The organism is Paenibacillus sp. FSL P4-0081 (genome assembly GCF_000758565.1).
Classification (GTDB): domain Bacteria; phylum Bacillota; class Bacilli; order Paenibacillales; family Paenibacillaceae; genus Paenibacillus_AQ; species Paenibacillus_AQ phytohabitans.
Genome location: NZ_CP009280.1, coordinates 8,397,601 through 8,423,054, shown reverse-complemented (window position 1 = coordinate 8,423,054; position 25,454 = coordinate 8,397,601). Strand labels below are relative to the sequence as shown.

The 25,454-nt window shown below is 48.2% G+C and carries 27 protein-coding genes and 1 tRNA gene; 26 read left to right on the top strand and 2 right to left on the bottom strand.

What is annotated here, in order from left to right:
• Nucleotides 1-655 precede the first annotated feature (655 nt).
• The 12 genes from rpmH to P40081_RS36000 all read left to right on the top strand — a co-directional run bounded on the left by rpmH (nucleotide 656) and on the right by P40081_RS36000 (nucleotide 12,614).
• Nucleotides 656-790 (top strand): 50S ribosomal protein L34, encoded by a 135-nt coding sequence (rpmH, locus tag P40081_RS36055; protein ID WP_039295761.1) that lies wholly within the window; start codon nucleotides 656-658, stop codon nucleotides 788-790.
• A 504-nt stretch (nucleotides 791-1,294) separates the two neighbouring features.
• The gene (gene rnpA, locus P40081_RS36050) at nucleotides 1,295-1,645 is read left to right on the top strand and encodes a ribonuclease P protein component (RefSeq protein ID WP_042140607.1); all 351 of its coding nucleotides are present in this window, start codon (nucleotides 1,295-1,297) and stop codon (nucleotides 1,643-1,645) included.
• Between the two features lie 86 nt (nucleotides 1,646-1,731).
• Complete coding sequence (locus P40081_RS36045; protein ID WP_042140606.1) at nucleotides 1,732-2,679, top strand: YidC/Oxa1 family membrane protein insertase; 948 nt, start codon at nucleotides 1,732-1,734, stop codon at nucleotides 2,677-2,679.
• The gene (jag, locus tag P40081_RS36040) at nucleotides 2,676-3,410 is read left to right on the top strand and encodes an RNA-binding cell elongation regulator Jag/EloR (RefSeq protein ID WP_039295766.1); all 735 of its coding nucleotides are present in this window, start codon (nucleotides 2,676-2,678) and stop codon (nucleotides 3,408-3,410) included. Before P40081_RS36045 ends, jag begins: the two co-directional genes overlap by 4 nt.
• Nucleotides 3,411-3,605: 195 nt before the next feature.
• The gene (mnmE, locus tag P40081_RS36035; RefSeq protein ID WP_042140605.1) at nucleotides 3,606-4,982 is read left to right on the top strand and encodes a tRNA uridine-5-carboxymethylaminomethyl(34) synthesis GTPase MnmE; all 1,377 of its coding nucleotides are present in this window, start codon (nucleotides 3,606-3,608) and stop codon (nucleotides 4,980-4,982) included.
• A gap of 15 nt (nucleotides 4,983-4,997) precedes the next feature.
• Nucleotides 4,998-6,884: a tRNA uridine-5-carboxymethylaminomethyl(34) synthesis enzyme MnmG gene (gene mnmG, locus P40081_RS36030; protein WP_042140604.1), complete on the top strand. Its 1,887-nt coding sequence runs from the start codon at nucleotides 4,998-5,000 to the stop codon at nucleotides 6,882-6,884.
• A gap of 3 nt (nucleotides 6,885-6,887) precedes the next feature.
• Complete coding sequence (gene rsmG / locus P40081_RS36025; protein WP_042140603.1) at nucleotides 6,888-7,610, top strand: 16S rRNA (guanine(527)-N(7))-methyltransferase RsmG; 723 nt, start codon at nucleotides 6,888-6,890, stop codon at nucleotides 7,608-7,610.
• Nucleotides 7,611-8,114: 504 nt separating this feature from the next.
• Complete coding sequence (noc, locus tag P40081_RS36020) at nucleotides 8,115-8,930, top strand: nucleoid occlusion protein (protein WP_039295780.1); 816 nt, start codon at nucleotides 8,115-8,117, stop codon at nucleotides 8,928-8,930.
• Between the two features lie 210 nt (nucleotides 8,931-9,140).
• Nucleotides 9,141-9,902 carry a ParA family protein gene (locus tag P40081_RS36015; protein ID WP_042140602.1) on the top strand — a complete coding sequence of 254 codons (762 nt, stop codon included), beginning with the start codon at nucleotides 9,141-9,143 and terminating at the stop codon, nucleotides 9,900-9,902.
• On the top strand, nucleotides 9,895-10,737 hold the full coding sequence (locus tag P40081_RS36010) for a ParB/RepB/Spo0J family partition protein (RefSeq protein ID WP_042140601.1): 843 nt from the start codon (nucleotides 9,895-9,897) through the stop codon (nucleotides 10,735-10,737). The genes P40081_RS36015 and P40081_RS36010 overlap by 8 nt, the downstream gene beginning before the upstream one ends.
• Nucleotides 10,738-10,830: 93 nt before the next feature.
• The gene (locus tag P40081_RS36005; RefSeq protein ID WP_042140600.1) at nucleotides 10,831-11,994 is read left to right on the top strand and encodes an aminotransferase class V-fold PLP-dependent enzyme; all 1,164 of its coding nucleotides are present in this window, start codon (nucleotides 10,831-10,833) and stop codon (nucleotides 11,992-11,994) included.
• A 119-nt stretch (nucleotides 11,995-12,113) separates the two neighbouring features.
• Nucleotides 12,114-12,614 carry a DUF4446 family protein gene (locus P40081_RS36000; protein ID WP_042140599.1) on the top strand — a complete coding sequence of 167 codons (501 nt, stop codon included), beginning with the start codon at nucleotides 12,114-12,116 and terminating at the stop codon, nucleotides 12,612-12,614.
• Here the strand turns inward: P40081_RS36000 and yyaC are convergent.
• The gene (yyaC, locus tag P40081_RS35995) at nucleotides 12,586-13,194 is read right to left on the bottom strand and encodes a spore protease YyaC (RefSeq protein ID WP_039295795.1); all 609 of its coding nucleotides are present in this window, start codon (nucleotides 13,192-13,194) and stop codon (nucleotides 12,586-12,588) included. The genes P40081_RS36000 and yyaC overlap by 29 nt on opposite strands.
• 104 nt (nucleotides 13,195-13,298) lie before the next feature.
• On the opposite strand from yyaC, the gene P40081_RS35990 reads away from it, so the two are divergent.
• The 4 genes from P40081_RS35990 (at nucleotide 13,299) to P40081_RS35975 (ending at nucleotide 14,986) form a co-directional block, all read left to right on the top strand.
• A complete protein-coding gene (locus P40081_RS35990; protein WP_042140598.1) occupies nucleotides 13,299-13,574 on the top strand; it encodes a putative Se/S carrier protein in 276 nt (91 codons plus the stop codon).
• Entirely contained in the window at nucleotides 13,567-14,607 is a 1,041-nt protein-coding gene (locus P40081_RS35985) for a mechanosensitive ion channel family protein (RefSeq protein WP_042140597.1), read from the top strand. Before P40081_RS35990 ends, P40081_RS35985 begins: the two co-directional genes overlap by 8 nt.
• The gene (locus tag P40081_RS35980) at nucleotides 14,607-14,819 is read left to right on the top strand and encodes a DUF951 domain-containing protein (RefSeq protein WP_039295799.1); all 213 of its coding nucleotides are present in this window, start codon (nucleotides 14,607-14,609) and stop codon (nucleotides 14,817-14,819) included. The genes P40081_RS35985 and P40081_RS35980 overlap by 1 nt, the downstream gene beginning before the upstream one ends.
• 76 nt (nucleotides 14,820-14,895) lie before the next feature.
• A tRNA-Ser gene (locus P40081_RS35975) sits at nucleotides 14,896-14,986 on the top strand.
• 345 nt (nucleotides 14,987-15,331) lie between these two features.
• On the opposite strand, the gene P40081_RS35965 is transcribed toward P40081_RS35975, so the two are convergent.
• A complete protein-coding gene (locus tag P40081_RS35965) occupies nucleotides 15,332-15,529 on the bottom strand; it encodes a YjzC family protein (RefSeq protein ID WP_039295806.1) in 198 nt (65 codons plus the stop codon).
• Nucleotides 15,530-15,820: 291 nt separating this feature from the next.
• Between P40081_RS35965 and rpsF the strand changes: the two genes are divergently transcribed.
• The 10 genes from rpsF (at nucleotide 15,821) to P40081_RS35915 (ending at nucleotide 25,454) form a co-directional block, all read left to right on the top strand.
• On the top strand, nucleotides 15,821-16,105 hold the full coding sequence (gene rpsF, locus P40081_RS35960) for a 30S ribosomal protein S6 (RefSeq protein ID WP_038598251.1): 285 nt from the start codon (nucleotides 15,821-15,823) through the stop codon (nucleotides 16,103-16,105).
• 48 nt (nucleotides 16,106-16,153) lie between these two features.
• Nucleotides 16,154-16,663, top strand: coding sequence for a single-stranded DNA-binding protein (gene ssb / locus P40081_RS35955; RefSeq protein WP_039295814.1), 510 nt, complete (start codon nucleotides 16,154-16,156; stop codon nucleotides 16,661-16,663).
• A gap of 21 nt (nucleotides 16,664-16,684) precedes the next feature.
• Complete coding sequence (gene rpsR, locus P40081_RS35950) at nucleotides 16,685-16,957, top strand: 30S ribosomal protein S18 (protein WP_036699837.1); 273 nt, start codon at nucleotides 16,685-16,687, stop codon at nucleotides 16,955-16,957.
• A 208-nt stretch (nucleotides 16,958-17,165) separates the two neighbouring features.
• Nucleotides 17,166-17,540 (top strand): VOC family protein, encoded by a 375-nt coding sequence (locus tag P40081_RS35945; RefSeq protein WP_042140595.1) that lies wholly within the window; start codon nucleotides 17,166-17,168, stop codon nucleotides 17,538-17,540.
• Nucleotides 17,541-17,999: 459 nt separating this feature from the next.
• Nucleotides 18,000-19,973 (top strand): endonuclease MutS2, encoded by a 1,974-nt coding sequence (locus tag P40081_RS35940; RefSeq protein WP_042140594.1) that lies wholly within the window; start codon nucleotides 18,000-18,002, stop codon nucleotides 19,971-19,973.
• Between the two features lie 229 nt (nucleotides 19,974-20,202).
• Nucleotides 20,203-21,924: an oligopeptide ABC transporter substrate-binding protein gene (opp4A, locus tag P40081_RS35935; RefSeq protein WP_042140593.1), complete on the top strand. Its 1,722-nt coding sequence runs from the start codon at nucleotides 20,203-20,205 to the stop codon at nucleotides 21,922-21,924.
• A gap of 394 nt (nucleotides 21,925-22,318) precedes the next feature.
• Complete coding sequence (locus tag P40081_RS35930) at nucleotides 22,319-23,365, top strand: LCP family protein (RefSeq protein ID WP_042140592.1); 1,047 nt, start codon at nucleotides 22,319-22,321, stop codon at nucleotides 23,363-23,365.
• A gap of 188 nt (nucleotides 23,366-23,553) precedes the next feature.
• On the top strand, nucleotides 23,554-23,979 hold the full coding sequence (locus tag P40081_RS35925) for a CBS domain-containing protein (protein WP_039295831.1): 426 nt from the start codon (nucleotides 23,554-23,556) through the stop codon (nucleotides 23,977-23,979).
• Between the two features lie 248 nt (nucleotides 23,980-24,227).
• The gene (locus P40081_RS35920; protein ID WP_171717780.1) at nucleotides 24,228-24,530 is read left to right on the top strand and encodes a MazG-like family protein; all 303 of its coding nucleotides are present in this window, start codon (nucleotides 24,228-24,230) and stop codon (nucleotides 24,528-24,530) included.
• Between the two features lie 6 nt (nucleotides 24,531-24,536).
• Nucleotides 24,537-25,454: a DUF2232 domain-containing protein gene (locus P40081_RS35915; protein ID WP_039295837.1), complete on the top strand. Its 918-nt coding sequence runs from the start codon at nucleotides 24,537-24,539 to the stop codon at nucleotides 25,452-25,454.

The following is a 25,454-nucleotide window of genomic DNA, read 5'->3' as shown; positions in this document are numbered from 1 at the left end:
CCCAATATGCAATATCAAGAGACAAAAAAATATGGATAAATTTGAATTGTTCACAACTTTATCCACAGCTTGTTGATAATATAGAGAACAAACAAATCTATTCACATTCAAAAGTAATACCATCATAGCAAAACCCCCCTTGTTTTTCAATGAGCCACGCTATTTTATCCACAAATTCAATCACTTGTGTATAATTTTTAGGAACACCACTACATATTGTTGATAAATTGTTTACCGTTCGACAGTTTCCGTCATGGCTTCGATATTTTTATACACAGGTTGTGCTCAGTTGTGAGCAGTCGACTATTTTTTTTGATCACAGGTGGATAACTATAATGTCCTGTGGATTACTTTTTGAGACAAAAGGGCTGTGGATAAGACGCGGAGGCCGAATTTTGGAGGGACGGAAGCAATCTGGGGATAGATAGACAGCAGCAGTTGAAGAGACCTGTGGAGAAATAAAAAAGAGGGAGGAAGGGGACAAGGTTGACTTTTGCCTTGATTATGTGTTTAAATATATAAAGGTGTTTTCTGTGAGGATATGTCTCCAAATTTAATTGATAATACTTGTAGATACTGTCCCTACTCTAAGGACGGCTTAGTCCGTTTCTGCTTATATGACAGTAATTAAGTTCCTGTAAGGGAGGTGCAATACATGAGACCGACGTTCAGACCGAATGTGAGCAAACGCAAAAAGGTGCATGGTTTCCGCAAAAGAATGAGCACGAAAAACGGCCGCAAAGTGCTGGCAGCCCGCCGCTTGAAAGGCAGAAAAGTTTTGAGTGCGTAAGTTAGGCCACTTAGGGACCACTGCGGTGGTCCTTTTTTACAAGATGAGAATTCAATGGGGTCCCCATAAAGTACCTGAGTAATCATCGAAGCAAAGCCCCACTTTGTGGGGTTATTTTACATGGGATCCCCGCAAAAGTTACGGATCACGCTTCACTACAGAGCCGCACTTTGCGGGGCTTTTTTTGATTGTTATATAAGGAAGGAAGAGGATGCCCGGCATTTTTCCCTTCTATATATAGCGCAGAATTGGATGCATCTCCTCAGAGCGGGAGGACCACTGTTATTCTGCAGCTGCAACAATAAAAGTTTGGCTCTGCAGAGGATGATAGCGCTACTGCGGGGTTTTTTTGAAAGATGAAAATGTATACGCTTTGCATTATGAAGGAGCCTTATCTTTCCGCTGAAACAGATGCCGTTTATGGCATCACCTGAATGACTATACTAATTAGAAGATGAAATTCCGGAGCTTACGCGAAATCCGGTATTTGAATAGGAGAGTCCCGTGCACAAAAGTCTACGATTACGAAACCGTGCCGACTTCAGCCGCGTATACCGCCATGGGAAGTCATTTGCGAATCATCAATATGTGGTGTACTGGTTTCCCAGAAAAGAGGTGGAGCGTTTCCGCGTAGGTATATCTGTCAGCAAGAAGGTTGGAAACGCCGTGGTACGCAACCGTATGAGGCGGCTGGTAAAGGAAATTGTCCGTCACCATGAGCCGGAAATTATCGGGGGTCTGGACATCGTGTTCATCGTAAGAAAAGGAGCTCTCTCCAAGGATTACGGCGAGCTCGAGAAAAGCGTGCTGCATGTGCTTCGCAAAGCCAAGCTGCTCAAGGCTTTGCACAAGTAAGAGGGGCACAGGGGGCTTGTTTATTTGTATCCATAATTATGTTATGATTTACGGTGCAATGGAATGTTTATGAGAGGGGTTTTGAAGTGTCTCTAATGAAGACTAAGCGAGGAAAAATGTTTCTTCTCCTCGGGTTAATGGTTCTAATGATTGCTGTTCTGTCGGGGTGTTCTCCGTCTGGGGCGGCATCAGTGACGCACACTACGGAAGATTTGAAAAATGGAGGCTTCTGGCAGAGTAATGTCGTCTATTATTTCGCCATTGCACTGGATACTTTCGCGAAGTGGTTTAATGGCCAGTACGGATTAGCCGTACTTGTAATGGTTATCATTGTGCGTACGTTAATTTTGCCGCTTACCATGAAACAGGTTAAGAGTTCACGTGCGATGCAGGCCATCCAACCGGAACTTGAGAAGATTAAGAAAAAATATAAAGATGAGCCCGAAAAGGTACAGCAGGAAACGATGCGCCTGTTCCAGGAGAACAAGGTAAATCCGATGGCAGGCTGTCTGCCGCTGATCGTGCAGATGCCGATCTTCATCGCCCTGTACAACTCGATCTATTACAACCCGGATCTTAGATTGCATGACTTCCTGTGGCTGCAGCTCGGCAAGCCCGATCACCTGTTCATTCTGCCGCTTCTTGCCGCTGCTACGACATTCATTCAGACCCGTATGATGACCAAAATGAACCCGGTACAACAGCAGGGTCCAATGCAGTTCATGATGATGGTATACCCGGTTCTGATTTTCATCATGTCCTACAACTTCCCGTCTGCGCTTCCGCTGTACTGGTTCTATAGCAATCTGTACACCATTATTCAGAACTACTTCTTGTACCGCAACAACGATAAACATAAAGCGGCTATTGCCGCTGCAAGTGCCACCGCTAACGCTACTGCGGGTAACGGCAAAGCCAAAGAAGTGAATTTGACGAAGAGCAAGAACAGCAACAATAACGCCCGCAAAGATGTTACTCCTGCTGCAAAAGGTAATAGCAGCAAAGGGAAGAAGGGGGTCAAAAAGTCAAAATGAGCAAAGTCGTCGCGACAGGGAAAACCATTGAAGAAGCTGTAGAACGGGGACTTAACCAGCTTGGAGTTCAGAAGGACCGGGTAACGGTCAACGTACTTGAACAGCCGTCAAAAGGATTCCTTGGATTGATCGGTGCGAAGGGAGCCAAGGTAGAATTGACCTTGATCTCTGAAGCCGCACCGGCATCAGCGGCGAGTGCTCCGCTACTGTCTCAGCAGTCAACAAGAGAGAGCAAACCAGAGGCGATCAGCGGCGTACCGCGCCAGGATTCCGGACAACCGGTGGAGGAAGCTTACCAACAGGCCGTTCATTTCATTGTGGATGTCGCCAAGAGCATGGGGCTCGAGGTGGAAGTTGAAATCGTTCATACCAAGGAATCAACTGTTCTGCAAATATCCGGTCCGGATCTCGGGCTGCTGATCGGCAGAAGAGGACAAACTCTCGATGCTCTGCAGTATTTGGCTAATATTGTTGCCAACCGCTATTCCGACAGCTTCATCCGCCTTGTGCTGGATGCGGAGAACTTCCGTGAACGCCGCAAGAAGACGCTTGAGGAATTGGCGGACCGGCTCGCGGGACGTGTAGTCCGGACCCGTAAAGAGGTCGTCCTGGAACCCATGTCCCCGCAGGAACGCAAGATTATTCATTCCAGATTACAAGATCACCGGCAGGTTAACACGCTTAGCAAGGGTGAAGAACCGAACCGCCGCGTCGTTATAACATTGAAGTAGATCTATATGCCGCAATGACTCCTTGACCTATGCGAGGAGTCATTGTTTTTTTGAAATATAACAATTTATATGGTTCGCGAAATATATTACCCTTATATTTCCCGCTGAAACGTATGCCGTCCTTTGGAGGACGGCTTAACCGTTTCCACTTGAAGATACAAATAAGAAAAGATCAAGTCAGAGGTGAATAACAACATGCTTAGTGACACTATTGCTGCTGTATCGACGGCTCTGGGGGAGGGCGGAATTGCCATCATCCGGGTTAGCGGACCGCAGGCTATCAGCCAGGTTGCTCCATTGTTCCAAAGCCGTATCCCCCTTACGGAAGCTGAATCCCATACTGTGCATTATGGACATATTGTAAGTCCGCTGGATGGGGAGCGGATGGAAGAAGTGCTGGTTACGGTTATGAAGGGACCGCGTTCTTTTACAACGGAAGATGTAGTGGAGATCAGTGCCCATGGCGGCGTAATCTCTGTAAGAAGAGTGATGGACCTGCTGCTGCAGCAGGATATCCGGCTGGCTGAGCCGGGGGAATTCACCAAACGTGCTTTTCTGGGCGGACGGATTGATCTTTCGCAGGCGGAGGCTGTTATCGACCTGATTCGTTCCAAATCAGACCGTGCCTTCTCGGTTGCGCTTAAGCAGGTTAGCGGTTCTCTATCCGCACGGATTCATGAGCTTCGGCACACTCTTATTGAGATGCTGGCTCATATTGAAGTGAACATTGATTATCCGGAACATGATGTGGAATCCTTAACTGCCGATTTCATCAAGGACAAGAGCCAAGAGGTTATGGAAGGCATTAACAAGCTGCTTCGTACAGCTAATGAAGGAAAGATTCTGCGCGAAGGGATTACAACAGCAATTGTAGGCCGGCCTAATGTCGGCAAATCCTCCCTGCTTAACGCGCTTGCCCGCGACAACAAGGCGATTGTAACCGATATTCCGGGAACAACGCGTGATGTAATAGAAGAGTATGTTACGATTAATAATATTCCCCTGAAGCTGCTGGACACTGCCGGTATCCGTGAAACGATGGATGTGGTAGAAAGAATCGGTGTGGAACGTTCGAAGGCGGCTTTTAGCGATGCGGATCTGATTCTGCTGGTGCTGAATGCCAATGATGAGCTGCATGAGGATGAACTGGCACTTATGGAACAAATCCACGGTAGACAAGCCTTGGTCATCATGAATAAAATGGACTTACCGTCCCGTCTGGATACGGATAAGCTGCGCTCTTTTTTTGACGAATCGAGCATTGTACCGATGTCTGTGCTGGAAGAGGAAGGACTGGATAAACTGGAAGAGGCGATCTCGGCACTCTTTTTCGGAGGCAAGCTGGAGTCGGGTGACTTGACTTACGTAAGTAATGTAAGACATATTGCCCTGCTGAAGAAGGCGCATAAATCACTTCAGGATGCCTACGAAGCTGCGGAGATGCTTATTCCTATAGATATGATACAGATTGATGTGCGTCTGGCCTGGGAGCAGCTCGGTGAGATCGTTGGAGATACGGCTGCGGATTCTCTGCTGGATCAGATTTTCTCGCAGTTCTGCTTAGGCAAATAAAAGGAGGGAACAGTTATGAATTATGATGGAGGCAGCTATGATGTTGTCGTCATTGGCGCCGGACATGCCGGCTGTGAAGCGGCTCTGGCTGCTGCACGGATGGGCTGCCGCACACTGATGATCACGATTAACCTGGATATGGTGGCCTTCATGCCATGTAATCCATCCATTGGCGGACCCGCCAAGGGCCATGTAGTGCGTGAAATTGATGCGCTGGGCGGGGAAATGGGCCGCAATATAGATAAGACTTTCATTCAGCTGCGGATGCTTAATACCGGGAAAGGACCTGCTGTCCATGCACTTCGTGCACAGGCAGACAAGTTCCTCTATCAGCATGCGATGAAGGAAACGATGGAAAAGACGCCAAACCTGACACTGCGCCAGGGCATGGTGGAAGAACTGATTGTTGAGGACGGCCGCTGTGCCGGGGTTGTTACGAAGACCGGAACCATATATCACAGCAAAACTGTTATCCTGACGACCGGAACCTATCTGCGCGGCAAAGTGATTATGGGTGAACTGACTTATGAGAGCGGACCGAACAATCAGCAGCCGTCCGTACGGTTGTCGGAGAATTTGCGTGAGCTTGGATTCGATCTTGTCCGCTTTAAGACAGGAACACCACCGCGTGTGCATAAGGACACGATTGATTTCTCCAAGACAGAAATCCAGCCGGGCGATGATAAACCGAAATTCTTCTCTTTTGAAACCAAGTCATCAGATAATGAACAGCTGCCTTGCTGGCTGACTTACACATCACCGGTCACACATCAGATTATTAATGACAACCTGCACCGGGCACCGATGTTTACCGGAATTATTGAAGGAACAGGTCCTCGCTATTGTCCATCGATCGAAGATAAGGTCGTGCGGTTCAGCGATAAATCACAGCATCAAATCTTCCTTGAGCCTGAAGGTAAAAACACATCGGAATACTATGTACAAGGTCTGTCTACAAGCCTCCCTGAGGATGTACAACTGGCAGTGCTGCGTTCCATTCCCGGCATGGAAAAGGTTGAAATGATGCGTAACGGCTATGCCATTGAATATGATGCGATGGTTCCAACACAGCTCTGGCCTTCCCTTGAAACCAAACGGTTGCCGGGACTGTTCACAGCAGGGCAAATCAACGGTACCTCCGGTTATGAGGAAGCTGCAGGGCAGGGTGTAATTGCAGGCATTAACGCAGCGCGTAAAGTACAGGAGAAGGAGCCGGTGGTGCTTGACCGGTCCCAAGGTTATATCGGTGTGCTGATTGATGATCTCGTCACCAAGGGAACCAATGAACCTTATCGTCTGCTGACTTCGCGTGCGGAATACCGCCTGCTGCTCCGTCATGATAATGCGGACCTGCGCCTGACTCCAATCGGTTATGAAATTGGACTTATTCCAGAGCAACGGTATGAGGCATTCCTTGATAAAAAAGGACGGGTGGATCGTGAAATCATCCGCCTGCAGGAAACGAAGGTTAAACCTGTTCAAGTAAATGAAGCTCTTGCCGGATATGACTCTGCACCGATTGTTGACGGAAGCAATCTGCTGACCTTAATGCGCCGTCCGGAGCTTGCCTACAGCTTCGTAGATATGATATCGCCTGCCCCGGAAGAACTGGACGAAGAGATGAAGGAGCAGGTTGAGATTCAGATAAAGTATGCCGGATATATTGAGAAACAGCTCCAGCATGTTGAGAAGCTGCAGAAGATGGAGAAGAAGAAGATCCCTGAAGATATCAACTACAATGAGATTCATGGACTTGCGATGGAAGCCCGGCAAAAGCTGACCAAAATCGCCCCCATCTCCATTGGCCAGGCTTCACGCATCGGAGGAGTAACACCGGCGGATATCTCGATTTTGCTGGTACACTTGGAGCATTATAACCGTGTGACAGCGGCGAAAGGATAATCTATGGATAATACGGCAGCCCAGTTCACCGCTCTGCTCAAGGAGCGCGGACTACAGCTCTCAACGAAGCAATTAGAACAATTCGAACTATACTTCCAGGAGTTGATTTCCTGGAATGAGAAGATGAACCTTACTGGTATTACGGAAAGAAGCCAGGTGTATACGAAGCATTTCTACGACTCCCTATCTCTGGCTTTCTATCTGGATATGGATGAAACCAAGAGTCTTGCTGATATCGGATCGGGTGCAGGGTTTCCTGGAATCCCGCTGAAGATTTGTTTCCCGCATCTGAAGCTGACGATTGTAGACTCACTCAGCAAACGGATCTCTTTTTTGCAGCATGTATGTGACACCCTGGGCCTGACGGGAGTACAACTGATCCACGGACGTGCCGAGGATGTCGCCAGACAGTTTGTCCACCGTGATGCTTATGATGTGGTGACTGCCCGTGCAGTTGCCCGCCTATCTCTTTTGAATGAATTTTGTCTTCCGTTCACACGTAAGGATGGAATCTTCGCCGCAATGAAGGGAAGCGACCCGGCTGAGGAATTGGCAGAAGCCAGACGCAGTTTCAAGGAACTTCGCGCTGAACTGCAGAAGGTGGAATCCTTCAGCTTGCCTATTGAAGAATCCGCCCGGCATATTATTCTCGTACGTAAGACCGGGGCAACACCAGCGAAGTATCCGCGTAAGCCAGGAGTACCAGCGAAGTCGCCCCTTGTATAATTGTTTCACGTGAAACAATCAAAATCATATTTACGAAACCAGATCAAGCTCATGCAGAATGGGCTTGATCTTTTTTTATGAGATTTGTGGTATATGCCCCCATCAACGGCATTTTCACCAGTGCCATAACATATAACCTCAAGACTGGACCATATCGAGTTTATTTGTGAATAAGGGGAGTCGGGGGGACCTTTAGGCAGGAAAAATAGGTCTATATGGAGAATAGGATTATGAGCAGAAAAGTGATAGAATACTATAGTAAGACTTTTTATAGAGAAGACTCTTCAGCTACTCTGTTACTACCCTGGTTGCAGAGAACTGCAGGTCAGAAATATGGCCAGGCTGTTCTTGAATTAAAGAGCTGATCAGCGATCTGATTCATTCTTTAATGTAGGGAAAGCGACTATGAATAGGATAGATGCTTTTCTCACGCTGTACGATAGGCTTTTCGCAAGAAAGGTTAGAAGGATCGTACTATAACGAAATTAGGTGGTTATGAACGGAATGAAAGAACAATTCACCAAGCTTTTTGGATTTACCGAGCGGAGCAGCGGAGAAGAGATCAAACAAATCCCGGTTCATGAGGTTATCAGCAGTCCATATCAACCACGGACGATATTTGATGATGACAAGATAGATGAGCTATGCCAGACTATCAAAACTCATGGAGTTATCCAGCCGATCGTTGTGCGTATGCGTGATTCCCAGTATGAAATCATTGCCGGTGAAAGACGTTGGCGGGCGGTCAAAAAGCTGGGCATGGAGACTATTCCAGCTCTTGTACGCGAATTCAATGATTCACAAGCAGCTTCAATTGCACTGATAGAGAATTTGCAACGTGAGGGTCTGACTTCTATTGAAGAGGCAATCGCCTATCAGAAGCTGATTGATCTGCATCAATTGACGCAAGAGAGTCTGGCCCAACGGCTTGGCAAAAGTCAGTCAACGATTGCCAACAAAATTCGCTTGCTGAATTTACCGGAAGCAGTCAAAGTTGCACTAATGGAAAGAAAGATCACTGAGCGTCATGCGCGTTCGCTTTTGTCTCTGGACAGTGAAGAGATGCAGATGAAGGTGCTGGCTGAGATTATCTCCAAAGAGCTCAATGTGAAGCAAACAGAAGCACGTATTGCATTCTATAAAGCCGTTACACAGACTAAGAAATCAAAACGGGTATCCTATACAAAAGATGTTCGTCTCGCTCTTAATACCATTCGCCAATCCATAGACATGGTGTCCGGTTCGGGGATGGAAATCAAGACCTCCGAGAATGACCGTGGCGATCATTATGAGATTGTTATTCAAATCCCAAAAAGATAAATGGTTTCAAAAGCTGAAGGCGGCCCTGAGGTGATTGGCCGCCTTTTCTATGACTAGCTCCAGACGTTATCACACATACACTTTATGGATAAGTTAATGTATATTTGTCTACACTTCCCGCACATGTGATGCCGTAGTATACAAATCATTATGCCAATACAACTCATGACCTTACAAGATGATTCTTTCTAACAATTCGAGGTGAAATAAGTGTCCAAGATTATTGCCATAGCAAATCAAAAAGGCGGGGTCGGTAAAACAACAACCTCTGTAAACCTGGGTGCCGGCATGGCTACTTTAGGGAAAAGAGTGCTGCTTGTTGATATTGATCCGCAAGGCAACACTACGAGCGGCGTTGGCGTCAACAAAGCGGATGTAGCAAATTGCATTTATGATATTCTTATTAATGAAGCAAACCCGCAGGAAACGATATTGGAGACCCAAATCGAAGGCCTTCATATCATACCGGCTACTATTCAATTGGCGGGTGCGGAAATTGAATTAGTCTCTACCATATCCAGAGAACTAAAGCTGAAGAAGGCTCTAAATGCGGTCAAGGCGAATTATGATTACATCATCATCGATTGCCCTCCATCGTTGGGCATTCTTACCATTAATTCTCTGACAGCAGCGGATTCAGTCATTATACCGATTCAATGTGAATACTACGCGCTTGAAGGGCTAAGCCAACTGCTTAACACGGTAAGACTGGTGCAGAAGAATCTTAACCCTCACCTTAAGATAGAGGGGGTACTGCTCACTATGCTTGATGCCCGGACCAATCTGGGGATTCAGGTGATTGAAGAAGTGAAAAAGTACTTCCAGGAGAAGGTATATAGAACCATTATTCCGCGTAATGTCCGCCTGAGTGAAGCTCCTTCACACGGACAATCCATTATTACTTATGATTCCCGTTCCAAAGGAGCGGAAGTGTATTTAGAGTTGGCAAAGGAAGTGATTTCTTATGAGTAAGCGCCTAGGCAAAGGCTTGGATGCTTTAATACCTTCTTTATCCATTAACGAGGATGACAAGGTTGTAGAAATACCCTTGTCGCAGTTAAGAGCCAATCCGTATCAGCCGCGTAAAGATTTCAACGAAGAAGCTATTCAGGAGCTGGCTGAATCTATCAGACAGCACGGGGTCATTCAACCAATCATTGTCCGCAGTGTATTGAAGGGTTATGAGATCATTGCCGGTGAACGCCGGTTCCGTGCATCCCAGTATTGCGGCAAAGCAACGATCCCTGCGGTAGTCCGCAGCTTAAGCGACCAGCAGGTTATGGAGATTGCCCTGATTGAAAACCTGCAGCGTGAGAATCTAAACGCAATGGAAATTGCGGTTGCATATCAAGGGCTAATGGATCAATTTGCTCTTACCCAAGAAGAGCTATCACTGAAGGTGGGGAAGTCCAGATCCCATATTGCCAACTTCCTGCGGCTGCTTAGTCTGCCGGAGGAAGTGAAGGATTATGTTTCACGTGGAACAATTTCTATGGGCCATGCCCGGGCAATTGTAGCGCTGAAAGATCCGGAGACGATAAAGCAATTAGCTGAACAGTGTGTGGAACAGCAGTGGAGTGTGAGAGAGTTGGAAGAGGTAGTGAAAAACCTCGACCGCAAACCTGCGAATGGGATCAAAGCTAAGGTGGTCAAACGCGATCCTTATATTGATAACGTTGAGGAAGTATTGCGGGAACGCTTCAAAACAACCGTTAAGATTAAGCAAGGTAAGGAAAAAGGAAAAATAGAATTAAATTATTACAGTGCCCAAGACCTGGAAAGACTGCTGGAGTTGCTCGGGAACTGATTTGGATATTTGTGCCGAAAACATATCCTGAGATATCCCTAAAACGGATATGGAGGGATATGTTTTTTAAACGGAAAATAGTGAGGTGAAGAGATGGAGAGACTGGTTTATCTGGATCATGCAGCAACCTCGTGGCCTAAGCCGCCTGCAGTGGCTGCTGCAATGGTGGATGCTCTGGAGCATTCAGGGGCAAATGCCGGACGCGGTAACCACTCGCTGGCGATAGGTACAGGGCGCGTGCTGGTGCGGGCACGGGCTTTGCTGGCTCAACTGTTCGCTGTCTCCAATGCTCAGAATATTGCCTTTACCCATAACACAACCATGGGGCTAAATATGGCTATTAAGGGTACACTTCAACCAGGGGATCATGTAATTTCAACGATGACAGAACATAACTCTGTACGCAGACCCTTAGAGTATTTGCGCCGGACAATAGGTATTGAAGTGGATTATTTACAGGTGGATGGTGAGGGGCAGGTTGATCTGCTAGAACTTCAAAAATCGTTCCGCCACAATACCAGAATGGTGGTTTGTAATCACAGCTCCAATCTGCTCGGGAGTATACTTCCTCTTGGAATTATTGGCGATATGGCCAAATCACACGGAGCTGTGTTTCTGGTAGATGCTGCTCAGAGTGCGGGCTCACTAGATATAAATGTGCCGGAAATGAATATCGATCTGCTGGCTTTTCCGGGGCACAAAGGGTTGTTAGGACCTCAAGGCACCGGGGGACTGTATATATCGCCACACTTAGATCTGGAACCTCTGATGCACGGCGGAACAGGCAGCCAGTCGGAAAATAGTGATCAGCCCATGGTGCGGCCTGACCGCTATGAAGCTGGCACTCAGAACGCTGTTGGTGTAGCCGGGCTACTGGCGGGTGTGAAGGAGATACTGGCTATGGGAACGGAACGGATTCATATGCAGGAGTGGGAGCTGACGCAGAGGCTGATGGAAGGCTTGGCCTTCATCCCGGGGATTAGGATTCTCGGCCCTGGCCTGGGCATTCAGCGCAGCGGAATTGTCGCGTTTGTAGTGGAGGGACAAGAGTCAGCGGATATTGCCCATCGCCTGGACCGTGAATATAACATTGCAGTGCGTGCAGGCATGCATTGTACGCCGCTGGCCCATAAAGCCGCAGACACTTTGGAGAGTGGTGCGGTGAGGGCGAGTGTTGGTGTAAGCTCGACAGAAGAGGATGTTAACAGATTGCTGGATGCCATGGCCGAAATGTATGGTGCTTCACGAACAAGATAACAAGTGGACATGGTGTTGGCGTCCTTTTTAAAGGACGGTACCGTTCGGCGGGAAATAGAAGGATAGCTATCATGTGAAACCTGATGAATTTTTATATTTAGACAAAGGATGGTCCATATATGTCGGAATTAAATGAAGTAATAAGTGAACAGCTGTCGGTGTTCATTATGGGTTTTGCAGTGATAATTATTCTGCTGGCAATTGTTCTAATTATTCAAGGTGCCAAGATCCGCAAGATGCGGCGCAGATATGAAGCGATGATGACCGGGAACGGCATTGAGGATCTGGAGAGCCTGCTGGTAAACCTGAAGAACCAGGGAGATATGCTGGAGGATGGTCAGCGTGAGCATAAGGCAATGATTGAAGCCGCACAAGCCAAAATGCGGGGGATGAAGTCCAAGGTAGCCATGAAACGCTATAATGCCTTTGGAGAGCGCGGCAATGATCTGAGCTTCTCGCTTGCCATTCTGGATGACAACCATAGCGGAATTGTGCTGAGCAGCCTGCACAACCGCGAGAACTCATATATATACTCCAAGCCGCTTGAAAAGGGAGTGTCGCAGTATCCTCTGTCTCCAGAGGAGAAGGAAGTTATTGCTCTCGCGCTGCAGCAGATCTAGCATGAAGGTTCCATTGCTTAAGTGCGGAGTATAGGCTGGAAGCAATGATATCGGATAATCTCATTACAAGGCTTAATCTCGTATTCTGCAGTACAAAATATTCCATGAAGCCGCCGACATTCACAATGCCTGTCAAATGGATATCGCCTACTGGCGGGAGTTGCTTGTTGACCCCTGCTCCCGGCCGGAGGGGGCCGTCTACGACCTGGATACAGCCAACGCTTGTTGACTGGCCCAGACAGGCATCAATTCCGATGATGAACGGGTTAGGGTGCTTCTGATAAATGAGGGAGAGAGTCTCCTCCAGGTTAACAGCATGAACTGGCTCGTCCAGCGTTCCGTAGAGATGGAATAAGGGGCTATGGAAGCGGGCAAGCGCAGTGCCGACCAGCGGTCCAAGGGAATCACCGGTAGAGCGGTCTGTGCCTACACAGACAATAACGATTGGTGTATCTGTACGTGTGCGTGAAAAGTGGAAAAGAAGCCGGTGGGTAATCGCAGAATAGATATCGGGATCAGCATGTGATATTTTTAAACAGGATGGTTCTTGCAGGGATGAAGCTTTAGAAGAGAAATTCATATGATCTTCCTTTCTGTTCTGATGATCCTAGTATATGGATGAAAGTGGCTTTTTATACTATGGCGGCAATAGATAGGACGAATAGCCCAGAGGAGGCGCGGAGTGTGGAGGATGAACTGCTAATAGCCTTTGATTCGACCCAGCAGGCGCTGCGCGCTGAGATGCTGCTGGAATATGCGGAGATTGAAATTGATATATTTCCTACACCCAAGGAGATTACAGCCGGTTGCGCCATGTCGATCCAATTCTACCGGAATGCATTGGAAGAGGTGCGGGTCATTGTGGCGGAGCAGAATGTAGAGATACGCGGGATCTTTGCCAAATCAAGTGATGGTATTGGATATGTGGAGGTTGTGGAGAAGGAGGAGCTAGATGAATAACTGGATGCTGGAAGTGACAACACCGAGCGAGGCAGTCGAAGAAGCGGTCCGCTTTAAGGATAGAATATGGGAATGGATAACCAATGCAGATATGTGGGCAACCGTGCTGTTTTCCGGGGTACAGATTCTACTGCTTTTTCTTGTGACCCGGGTGATTATTAAAGTAGTCTCGGGTGTTATCGACCGTTCCCTGGAGAGGGAGACGCGGGGAAGGCGCTTAGCGAATAACCGCCGATTCTCAACAGTAGGCGGACTTATGAAAAATGTGGTTGCCTTCATCTGTAATTTTGTCATGATTATGATGATTCTGTCTGTATTCCAATTCGATCTGAAACCGCTGCTGGCCGGGGCCGGAGTTGTGGGGCTGGCGATAGGGTTCGGCGCACAAAGTTTGGTCAAAGATGTAATTACTGGTTTCTTCATCATCTTCGAGGATCAATTTGCAGTAGGCGATGTCATCCAGAGTGGAACCTATAAAGGTACGGTAGAAATGATTGGCCTGAGAACGACCCGGCTGCTGAGTGCGACAGGGGAAGTGCATATTATACCGAATGGCACGATTGTAAACGTTACGAATTATTCGCTGGCTAATGCCCTGGCGGTAGTGGATGTGCCTGTCAAAATAGAGCGGGGTTTAGAAGCAACACTTGCACTGATTGGAGAAGCGCTTAAGGGGATAGAGGAACGGAACCCCAGTGTAATTGACTATCCCAATGTACTGGGTATTCAGTCGATGAGTACTTCGGAGTATGTAATCCGGGTGGCGGCTAATTGCATGCCTAACGCCAGAGATTCCGCAGAGCGGCAGATTCAGAGTGATATTAAGCAGGCCCTGGAGCAGCAGAGCGCTTTGGAAGCAGCCAAGGCAGAGCAGGAGGCTCGTGTGCAGGCAGACAGGGAGGCAAGGGAGGCTGAAGCGGCTCAAGAGGAGGAACTCTCTGAGAGCGCCCGTAGAGCCCGTGAGGAGCAGCAGGCAAGTCCGAGAAGACAGATAGCTGCTGCGCAAGAGGGAGAGGAAGGGGAAGAAGAATAATGGAACGCAAAGTATTCGGGCTGGGTGATATTGTACAGATGAAGAAGCCGCATCCCTGCGGAACGAACGAGATGGAGATTATCCGTATGGGAATGGATATCCGGATTAAATGTACCGGCTGTCAGCATAGCGTCCTGATCCCCCGCGCTAAATTCGAAAAAAACATGAAGAAGGTTCTTCATTCTGCTGAAAGCGGAGCCGAAAACAATTAAGCTTGCAGCAGGAGGCAAAGTGTTAGTCAAAAAGCTTGCAATTGTAATGCTGCCATGATACAATAACTCTTGCTGCGGAGAGGTACCCAAGAGGCCCAAGGGGGCTGACTCGAAATCAGTTAGGCGTGTCACAGCGTGCGTGGGTTCGAATCCCACCCTCTCCGCCACTTCAGCATTATATACAATAACTACTATCCCTTCGTTCAGGTGACGAAGGTTTTTTTATTTCTGCATGAAGACATACAAAAAGAGAGACCTTTGCAGGTCTCTCTCCAGAGGCAGTACATCAATGATGTTTGGAAATCTCTGTTTGTAGCCGCTAAAGTGAAACAGGTTGTGCCAGGCTGCTTTTTTTAGGAGCGGCCTTTACTCTCCCCGGGTTACAATAGTTGCTGATTCAGAATCCCTGTGATTGTGTTCGTCTACGACGTTCAACGGAACCACACCTCTCTTTTGTACTGCCTGAGTATAGTATGTGCAGCCGGACAGGTTTTATACATGCGATTGATTAATTAATGCACGCGTGCTTTCTCGACTTTTTTCCACTTGCGGTTCTGGTTGGAGGTCTCAGGAAACGTGTCGCCCTTCTCCATTTCAATCCGCTTGGGATTCTGGATCTCGGTATGGAAGCTGCGCGCTTCGCCTACTTCTGTATAAACCCCCGGATTGGGGGCTTTATCGCCCTTTTCGTACTCTGTTTTCTCGCCCATAGTATGATAAGCCTCCTTCTGTAAAGTGGTGGAGCGGTTATATTGTGGCCTTGCAGAGACATCTTCATGTACATAAATTAACCCCACAAAGTGGGGCTTAGCTTCGGGGAGTAGTCAGGTGCTTTGCGGGGACCCCGAAAGATGAAAACAGGTCCCATGATCTGGTGCGTATGAATAAAGCTTGCATTCATCAGTGGGATTTGGTATACTGATTTGGTGCGAGTCTATGTTTGTGCTCGTTCCTTGCTCCTGACGTGATCAGGGGCCTCAGACCATAAGGAGGTGAAAATTATGCGCAAATATGAAGTCATGTACATTATTCGTCCTGACATTGAACAAGAAGCCGTTCAAGCAGCAGTCGAAAAATTCCAAGGCATCATCTCCAACGGCGGAGAAATTACAAAGCACGATGTGCAAGGTAAACGCCGTCTTGCGTATGAGATCAAGAAATTCCGTGATGGCGTTTATGTTTTGGTTAACTTCAATGCAGAACCTGCAGTAGTTACCGAATTGGAACGTCTCATGAAGATTTCCGACGAAGTAATTCGTTATCTCATTACGAACGACGTTGCCTAAGATATTGACAAGCTTTGTAACGAATCGCGCTATAAGGAGGGGATTGAATTGTTGAACCGTATCATTCTGATCGGTCGGTTGACCCGTGACCCGGAACTTCGTTATACTCCCGCTGGTGTTGCCGTAACGCAGTTTACGCTTGCCGTAGACCGCAACTTTACGGGCCAGAACGGTGAACGCGAAGCGGACTTTATCCCGGTAGTAACCTGGAGACAGCTGGCTGAGACCTGTGCCAATTACTTGCGCAAAGGACGACTGGCAGCCGTAGAAGGACGCATCCAAGTACGGAATTACGAGAATAATGAAGGTAAACGTGTATACGTCACTGAAGTTATTGCTGATAATGTCCGATTCCTGGAATCCTCGCAGAACCGTGAAGGCGGAAATGCACCAAGTGGTGGAAGTACTCCCGAAGAGCCTGCCTTTGGTGGCGGCGGTAACGGCGGTAACAGTGCACGCGGAAATAACAATAATTTCTCGCGTAACAACAATACTCAAGATCCTTTTTCAGGCGATGGAAAACCGATCGATATATCGGACGATGATTTGCCATTTTAATAAGGAAGGACTGAACTGAACATGGCTTTTAAACCAAGAGAAGGCGCGGACAACGACAAAAGACCGGCACGTCGTGGTGGACGCAACAAGCGTAAAAAAGTGTGCTACTTCACTGTGAACAAGATTACTCACATTGACTATAAAGACACTGAGCTTCTTAAGAAGTTCATCAGCGAACGCGGAAAGATTTTGCCGCGTCGTGTAACTGGTACAAGTGCAAAATACCAACGCGCTCTGACCATTGCTGTAAAACGCTCGCGTCAAATCGCGCTGCTGCCTTACACAACGGAATAGGACGTTTTATGAAGCAGCCGGCTAAGCCGGCTGCTTTTTTGCATGCATACAAAAGAAATACGCGGGCAAAAACTGTATAATAGGGGCAGAATACTAGCTATATAGATTGAACTTGAAAATATTCTCTGGAGTCACGGCAATCCCATAATAGAAAAAATACAAGTTCAATCTATATAGGCCATTTAAATAAAACTTGGAGGAATGAACAATGATCAGCGCAAGTCCTTACATCATTATTGAGCACGTGCAGGAGTCTGTGGAGTACTACAAGAGCGTTTTTGGCGGAGAGATCAAGGTTCTGAATGAACATAATGGCAAGCTGCTGCATGCTGAGCTGCATTTGGGGCAGACACTGATTCATTTCTCCGATGATTACGGCAAAGGTGCCAAGACAGAGAATGTAAGTGTTATTCTGGGGCTGGACAACGAAGATGAGATGCGGGCGATTTATGAGAAACTGAGCTCAGAGGGCGGGCAGGTCAAGGTGGAGCTGCAAAAAACCTTCTTCGGCGCACTTCATGGACAGGTTACCGACGGTAAAAACGGAATTACATGGGTAATGAATTGCTTTGCCGGCAATTGACAACCGGATTCCAGATGTAGTAAATTACAGGTATCCTATAACTAAAGGGGAAATTTTGATGTTGGTGAGCGTTCTTAACTAAGCAACTTCATATCATTCCGGCAGTAAGCCGCAGCGTGCTCCAATCATTGCCAGGAGCATGTCTTGTTAGACTATGTCCAGGTGACATGTCTGATTAGCCGCGGGCTGTAAGAATGAATGATTTAGTTAAGAACACACGCGAAGCGTCATGATGGCCTCTTTACGGCTATTATTCTCTTTGTGATTAACCGTGCTCTTTGCAGCACGGTTTTTTCTGTTTTCAGGAGCTTTTCATCCAGCGGGTGGGGCCAGTACCTGAAGCCGAAGAGGAGAATAGCAATCAAAAGAGGGCGAAGACTGCCGCAGTGGCGGGTCTTCGCCCTTTTTGCGTTAGGGAGCAGGCCTGAAATACAGGCATCTATACAAGGAGGAATCAGAGTGAATCTACAGAGTATGAACACCTTGGAATACGAGACAATCAAACAGGAATTAATGCGCCATGCCGTATCCTATGAAGGGAGAAGATATGTGAGCGAGCTTGCGCCGATGACCTATCTGCCGGCTATACACCGCGCACTGGATGAAGCGGACGAAGCCAAAGAACTACTGGAGCGGGGGGCGAGTGTGCCCATTCCGTCACTGGAAGGCATTGAGTGGGTTCTGTCACTGCTTGGAACGGGTTATCTGTACAATGAGCAGGATTTTACCGCAGTATCCGTGTTCCTGCACAGCTGCGGACAGCTGCGCAAGTATATGGCATCCAAGGAGCAGAGTGCGCCGCGTATTGCTGCTTACGGAGCTTCTCTGCAGGAGCTGAGTTCTGTCAGGGATGAGATCGAACGTTGTATCCGGCTGGGTGTTATTGACGATCAGGCCAGTAAAGGGCTGGAGCGGGTACGCAAACGGCTGGCTGTGGCCAAGGATCGACTGCACCGAAAGCTGGAGAGTATTATGGCGCGCCATAAGTCCATCCTTCAGGAGAGTCTGATCAGCATGCGAGGCGGCCGGTATGTGATTCCGGTGAAACGGGAGTATCACAAGCAAATCAAGGGTTCCGTGCTGGATCAGTCGACCAGCGGGCAGACCGTCTTCGTAGAGCCAGACGAGGTGGCTTCCCTTCAGGGGGAGATTGAGCTATTGTCAGCTGATGAAGCCCGGGAGGAAGGAATCATCCTAAGTATGCTGACAGGGCTGCTAGAGCAGGAACAGGCGGCTCTGCGGCTGAATATTGAAGTAACCGGCACCTATGATTTCATCTTCGCCAAGGGAAAGTATGCCAGGGTTCTTAATGCCCGGACGGTCTCACTGAATGAACGCGGCTTCCTGCGGATGAATGGAGGCAGGCATCCTCTGCTCAAGGATATGGTGCCGGTCAGTCTGGAGTTTGGTCAGGGCTACAAATCGCTGATCGTAACCGGCCCCAATACAGGCGGCAAAACGGTAGTACTCAAAACGCTGGGACTGCTGTCTTTGATGGCGCAATCCGGTCTGCTGGTGCCGGTTGCGCCAGACAGTGATTTTACTGTGTTCAGCAACGTAATTAGCGTAATTGGCGATGGTCAGAGTCTGACGCAGTCGCTCAGTACCTTCTCTGCACAAATGAAGAGTATAGAAGGAATGCTTAGTGATGCCGGCAGAGGCGTACTGCTGCTGATTGATGAGCTGGCGGCAGGTACGGATCCCGGGGAAGGGTTCGCACTGTCGATTGCTATTCTGGAGGAGCTGAACCGTAAAGGCGCTAATATTGTGGTAACCACCCACTTCAACGAACTTAAGGTATTTGCTGCAGCTACACCGGGATTTCAGAATGCACGGATGGAGTTCGATAAAGAGACTCTGCAGCCGCTGTACCGGCTGACGATTGGCGAGGCGGGCGAGAGCTATGCCTTGCAGATTGCCGAGCAGCTCGGCATAAACAAACCGGTTATTGAGCGTGCCAAACAGCTTGTAGCCGAGCAGCAGGAGCATAGAGGCAGCCAGAGGCCGTGGAGTAGCCCTTACAGACAGGAACAGAGTTCAAGAGCTGCTGATGCAGAGAAGAGGAATGCTGCGTCTCAGAGCGGAGATCCGGATCAAAACCGGGATGATGCAGCTGATGCGGGGCACAGCGTGCCGGCGGCGAAGCCCGATTTTGAAGTGGGGGATGCTGTTTACGTCACTACCCTGGGGCGCACGGGAATTGTATATATGAAGAAGGACAGCCGGGGGATGGTCGGAGTGATGATCCAGAAACAGAAAATAACCGTAAACCATAAGCGCTTGAAGCCATATCTTTCCAAAGAGGAGCTATACCCGGAGGATTATGATTTTGATATTATTTTCGAGAGCAAGGATACCCGCAAGAAGCGCAAACTGATGCAGAAGAGGCATGTTGAGGGCCTTAGCATCATACATCCCGATGAGGAAAAATAAGTGTGAATACTCCAGAAGTCTGCCCGTCAGGGCAGGCTTTTTTCACATTTCACGGGGGCTTCTGCAGACCGAATAGAAATTAAAGGCTTCACTTTAGAGCGAATATTGGTTATCCTCTATTATGTGGCATATTCAAATGTCCATGAGCTGAACAATCAGAGTTATAGTAAAATTCAGTGTAGAAACCGCTTACATTAAAGCGTGATGGAACCCGGGAGGGAAGAAATATATGTCAAAACATATCATCGGCCGGCTAATGCTCCCGCTTATGCTTGCGGTGGCGTTGTCTGCATGCAGCGGACCAAGCCCAGGGGCCGAGTCTTATATGACGCGCTTAAGCAAAACAGCCGATGAACCTATAGCAGGCGGGACAGTAACATATGGATATTCATCTGCGTTTCAAGGCAATTTCGAACCGGCCTTTATTGAAGGGGAAGACGATGCAAATGTGCTTGAATTCACTACGGAAGCCATGTTCAAAGTCAACGATGACCTGTCTACGGCTCCTAACATTGCCACTTGGCAGGAATCCGAGGATCATACGGTATTTACGTTCACCATCAAACCCGGTGTCCGCTGGCATAACGGCGATGAGCTGACCGTGGAGGACTGGAAGTTTGCTCTGGAGACCATCGCCAGCCCGGATTATCCGGGCTCCAGGTATTATAGCGTGGAAATGATTAAGGGAGCCGAAGCTTACCACCTGGGGGAGGCCAAGGAAATCACCGGACTCAAGGTGATGGACCCGTATACGCTGCGCATTACGATGAATTCAGCGCGGGCAAACATGATCGATAATCTGTGGGCCTATCCGATGAACAAGAGGTATTTCGAGGGCGTCGCAGTAAAGGATATGTTGGACAGTGATCAGGTGCGTAAGCAGCCTATTGGTACCGGTCCTTTCATGATTAAGGCTATTGTACCGGGTGAGAGTGTCGAGATGGTACGGTTCGATGATTATTATAAAGGGGAAGCTCTGCTGGACGGTGTAACCTACAAGGTCATTGACAGCAAGGACATGACGGCCCTGCTTGAAGCCGGAAGCATCGATATCGGTACCCTTCCGAGGGATGCTTACCAGGCTGCAGGCCTGCTGAACAATGTGGAGATCAAAGTGACACCGGGGCTTTCTTATGAATATATAGGGTTCAAGTTTGGACACTGGGATGATGAGAGCGGCCAGGTGGTGATGGATAATCCCAAATTCCAGGATAAGCGGCTCCGCAAAGCGATGTATTATGCGCTTGACCGGCAAGGTATTATTGATAAATATTCCTATGGCCTGGGAACACTGATTGAGACCCCTATTCCCAGCTCAAGCTGGGCTAAGATCGATGACCAGGAAATAGATACCTATGCCTATCTTCCGGAGAAGGCAGAGACCCTGCTGGATGAGGCAGGATATCTCGATACGGATGGAGACGGGCTCCGCGAGGATCCAAGCGGTAAGAAATTCACGATTCATTACGACGCGATGTCCGGCAGCAAAACAGCAGAGGCGCGTACTGCAGCGATTCTGCAGAACTGGCATGATGTCGGGCTCAATGTTCAGTTAAACGGCGGGAGCCTGAAGGAGCTGAACAGCTTTTATGAAGCGGTAGAGTCCGATGATCCGTCCGTAGAGCTGTTTAACGGTGTATGGGGGCTGGCCAGCGACCCCGATCCTTCGGGCCTATGGCGGGCAACCGATTCGTGGAATTATCCGCGGTGGACGTCCAAGCGCAGCGAGGAACTCATCCGTGACGGGGTAAGCCTGAAAGCCTACGACCAGGATTTCCGCAAAGAGGTATATTATGAATGGCAGAAGCTGATTAATGACGAGGTTCCGATGATCTTTTTCTCCGAACGCTCTAATATTACCGCGGTTAATAAACGCCTCCAGGGTGTATCTACGAACGCGCTCAGCAATATACGTGATCCGCAGAACTGGTGGATCAAGGAAATCGATTAGATAAATAATGACGGTCCGATCTGTTGCCTAGGCAGGCAGTGCGGGCCGTCATTTTTAATTATTTTTTGGAAATGGGCATCAAAACGGACTTTCCTGCGTCATATACTTTAAGGAATACAGGCGGCTATCGCGCCGATGCTGTCGTTATTTGTTGTTTCTTTTTAGGTGTGAAGTGATTACAATAGAAATATTGTTTATGTGTCAAAGCAGTTTTCCAGGTTTATTCTACAATTAGAACGACCCGAATCCCGGAAAGGGGGAACCATATCCTTAAGCAGGGCAGCGCATAGCAGCAAGAAGAGCCCAGTCATGACTGTCTGAAAGTCCAGGCAGGCATTGTAAATAGAGCACGGCAATCATATGTACAATCCACCATAAAGAAGGAATTATAATTATGAAAAAAATAAAAAAACTGAAGAAAAGATACATTGCACTCATCGTAGCCCTGGTCATTGTAGCCGGAGGATTTTTGTTCCAGAAGCCGCTCGCGGTGCTGGCCTTTGACCTCTTTTTGTCGGATCAGGTGGAAACCAAGCTGGCGGAAGAATCCTACCAGCCTTTGGAGAATAACGGTACAACTACCACAACGGTTAAACCTGCCCCGGTAGTATACAAAAGCGACCCGTTCTCTTTAATGCTCCTGGGTACAGACCAGCGGGGCAATGAAGTGGCACGGTCCGATACGATGATCTATGCCGTCATCCGTCCGGAGGATTATAAGATTCTGCTGATCTCAATCCCCCGTGACACGTACACGGAAATTATCGGGCATGGTGACAATAAGAAGGACAAAATCACGCATGCTTATGCTTTTGGCGGCCAGCAAATGGCTAAAGATACCCTGGAAGCACTGCTGGGCCATGATATTCAATATTATGCCACAATTAATTTTCAGGGCCTGAAGGATGCGGTTGACGCTATTGGCGGTGTTCCGCTGCCGATCAAGAAGGATATTGTCAACAAAGGTGCGGATCATGAGAAATTCACCATTAAGGCCAATAAGTCGAATTATAGTGGTGAAGAGGCGCTTAACTACACCCGTTACCGCGAGGATAGCGACTTCAACCGGACCAAACGCCAGCAGGTATTTATCGATGTAGTAGCGAATAAAATGTTATCAATCAGCCAAATCGGCAACATCCCGGAGCTGCTGGATATTATGGGCGATAATTTCAAAACAGACATACAGCCTTCCACGATTATCAGTCTGGCCAAGAAATTCATGGGCGGCAAGGATATGGATATCTCCAGCTTCACGGTGATGGGCGAAGGCGAACGCATCAATGGCGTGTATTACGATATTGTTGATGAAGAGGACTTGAGTGAAGCTAAGGCCATGATCGATAACTGGATGAATGCCAGCACACCGGTGGACCAGCTAATTGAACCAGGCAAAGCAGAGAATGCCCTGGAGCCTGCGGCTACAGCTACAGCCCAGTAAGGGCGGAGACGTACATTCTGTCCCCCATAAAAACAGCAGCCATTCGCAAGGTTAATGGCTGCTGTTTATTGTCTTCATGGTATAATGAAGTGGAACGAATTGCTGTCTCAGGCGTATAACTACGGTGGGCCTTGCAGCACGGAAGGTAGAGCATCATTCCTTCGGAACTCTTTGAGGAGGATCAAGAGATGAATATTGCGTTTTTTTTACTTCCGAAACAGGAGGTAGCTTGCGTTACACTGGATTCGACGCTGCGCCAGACCTTGGAACGGATGGAGTTTCACCGCTATACCGCAGTGCCGATTCTGAACCGGAACGGGGAATATGCCGGAACAGTCACAGAAGGTGATTTGCTCTGGTACATGAAGGAGTCGGGCGGCGCCGTTACTTTTGAGAATGCTTCCAAATATCTGCTTAAGGATGTACCGCTGCGGATGAATAATCTGCCGGTATCCATTGATGCGGATATGGAGGACTTGATTAACCTGGCCAAAGTACAGAACTTTGTACCTGTAGTTGACGACATGAAACGGTTCATTGGTATTGTGCGCCGGAGTCAGATCATCGAATATTGCGAAAAGGTTGTCTCGCGGCAATCCCAGGAATCGTTATAACCTCATCCATATGGCGACAAATGCTTAAGGAACCAAGGCCTGTATTTCCGGCGTAACGGAATGCGGGCCTTTTTTGAAAGGCAGGCTGTAGATACCTTCCGGTATGCCTGTAAAGTCCATGAATCAAGCCCGGATTTAAGGCTCCGCTATGCGGATGATCCGGGAGGCTGGCGTCCGTGTGGCTCGGAAATATTTATGCTATAATGGAGAATAATGCTTTTTGCCGGAGGTAGAGAGACGTGCCCAATGTGCCGAAGGACCTGGACGTGGCCAAACGCGCCAAGGTAATTGAGTGGTTAAAGACCGAAGTAATCGATCAAGTCTCACGGTTATTCAAAGCGTTGTGGGAAGGCAGTACCGCCCGTGTAGGCGACAGCCTGGCCAGCCTGATTATGAGCTCATATATATTGGGGCGCAGACTTGGTATCCCTTATCGTGAACTGGATGACTTGCTGATGGAGAAGCTGAGAAAGCACAGGCAGGAAGGCCATCAGCTGGAAGAATGGTACCAGGATATATCTGCACTAGAAGAACATATGCGTAAGAGGTGAATACTGTTGAAATTTCGCTGGACATCTGTGGCTTGGAGCATAGCTTATCTGCTGCTGCTGTTATCCCTGTCCACCCCATTACTGCTTATCACGACGCTGTTTATGATTATCCCGGCCATTGTGCTCTTTACGACGCTTAGCACGAAGCAGTTTATTCTGCATATAGTGCCGGTCCTGCTGATTGTGGGCCTGATTACACCGTTTTACGTATTGATAGCCATTTATTTCCTGATACCGGCCCTTGTAATGGGACGCCGGTATAAGAAACGCGCATCAGCGATGTCTACGCTAATTGCCGGTATGGTCGCAGTATTAGGTGAATTCCTGCTGATTCTGTTAATCAGTACTACATTCCTGCAGTTTAATTTGTACGATTATGTATACGATGTTCTGCAGACTTATACGGACTGGCTGGCCACTATGGGGGCAAGCAATCCCCTGCTCTCCGAGATCACCATTTCATCGGATCAGATTGGCATGATGAGCTGGATGACCATCCAGGCTATTCCGATGACGCTCATCCTCAGCGCATTTATCATAGCTGTCATTACGCATTCCATTGTCCGTCCGATTCTGAACAGCATGGAATACGCGGTGCCAAGACTGAAGCCTGCACGGGAGTGGAGACTGTCCAGAGCCTTCATCTGGTATTATCTGCTTGGCGTTGTGCTCAGCCTGCTCTTCGGCGGTGCGGACAGCGGCTTCATGCTGATGGTCTCGGCCAATCTGCTGCCGCTGCTGCAAATCGCATTCAAGATTCAAACCATCGGTTTCCTCTTCTTCCTCATACATGAACGGAAGTGGAGCAAGATAGTAGCGCTGCTGCTGGCGATACCTGTTATCGTCCTGCCGGGATTCTGGATTATCGGTGTTGTCGATCTGGCGTTTCCGCTGCGGGAGCTTGTGAAGAAATCGAAACGATAG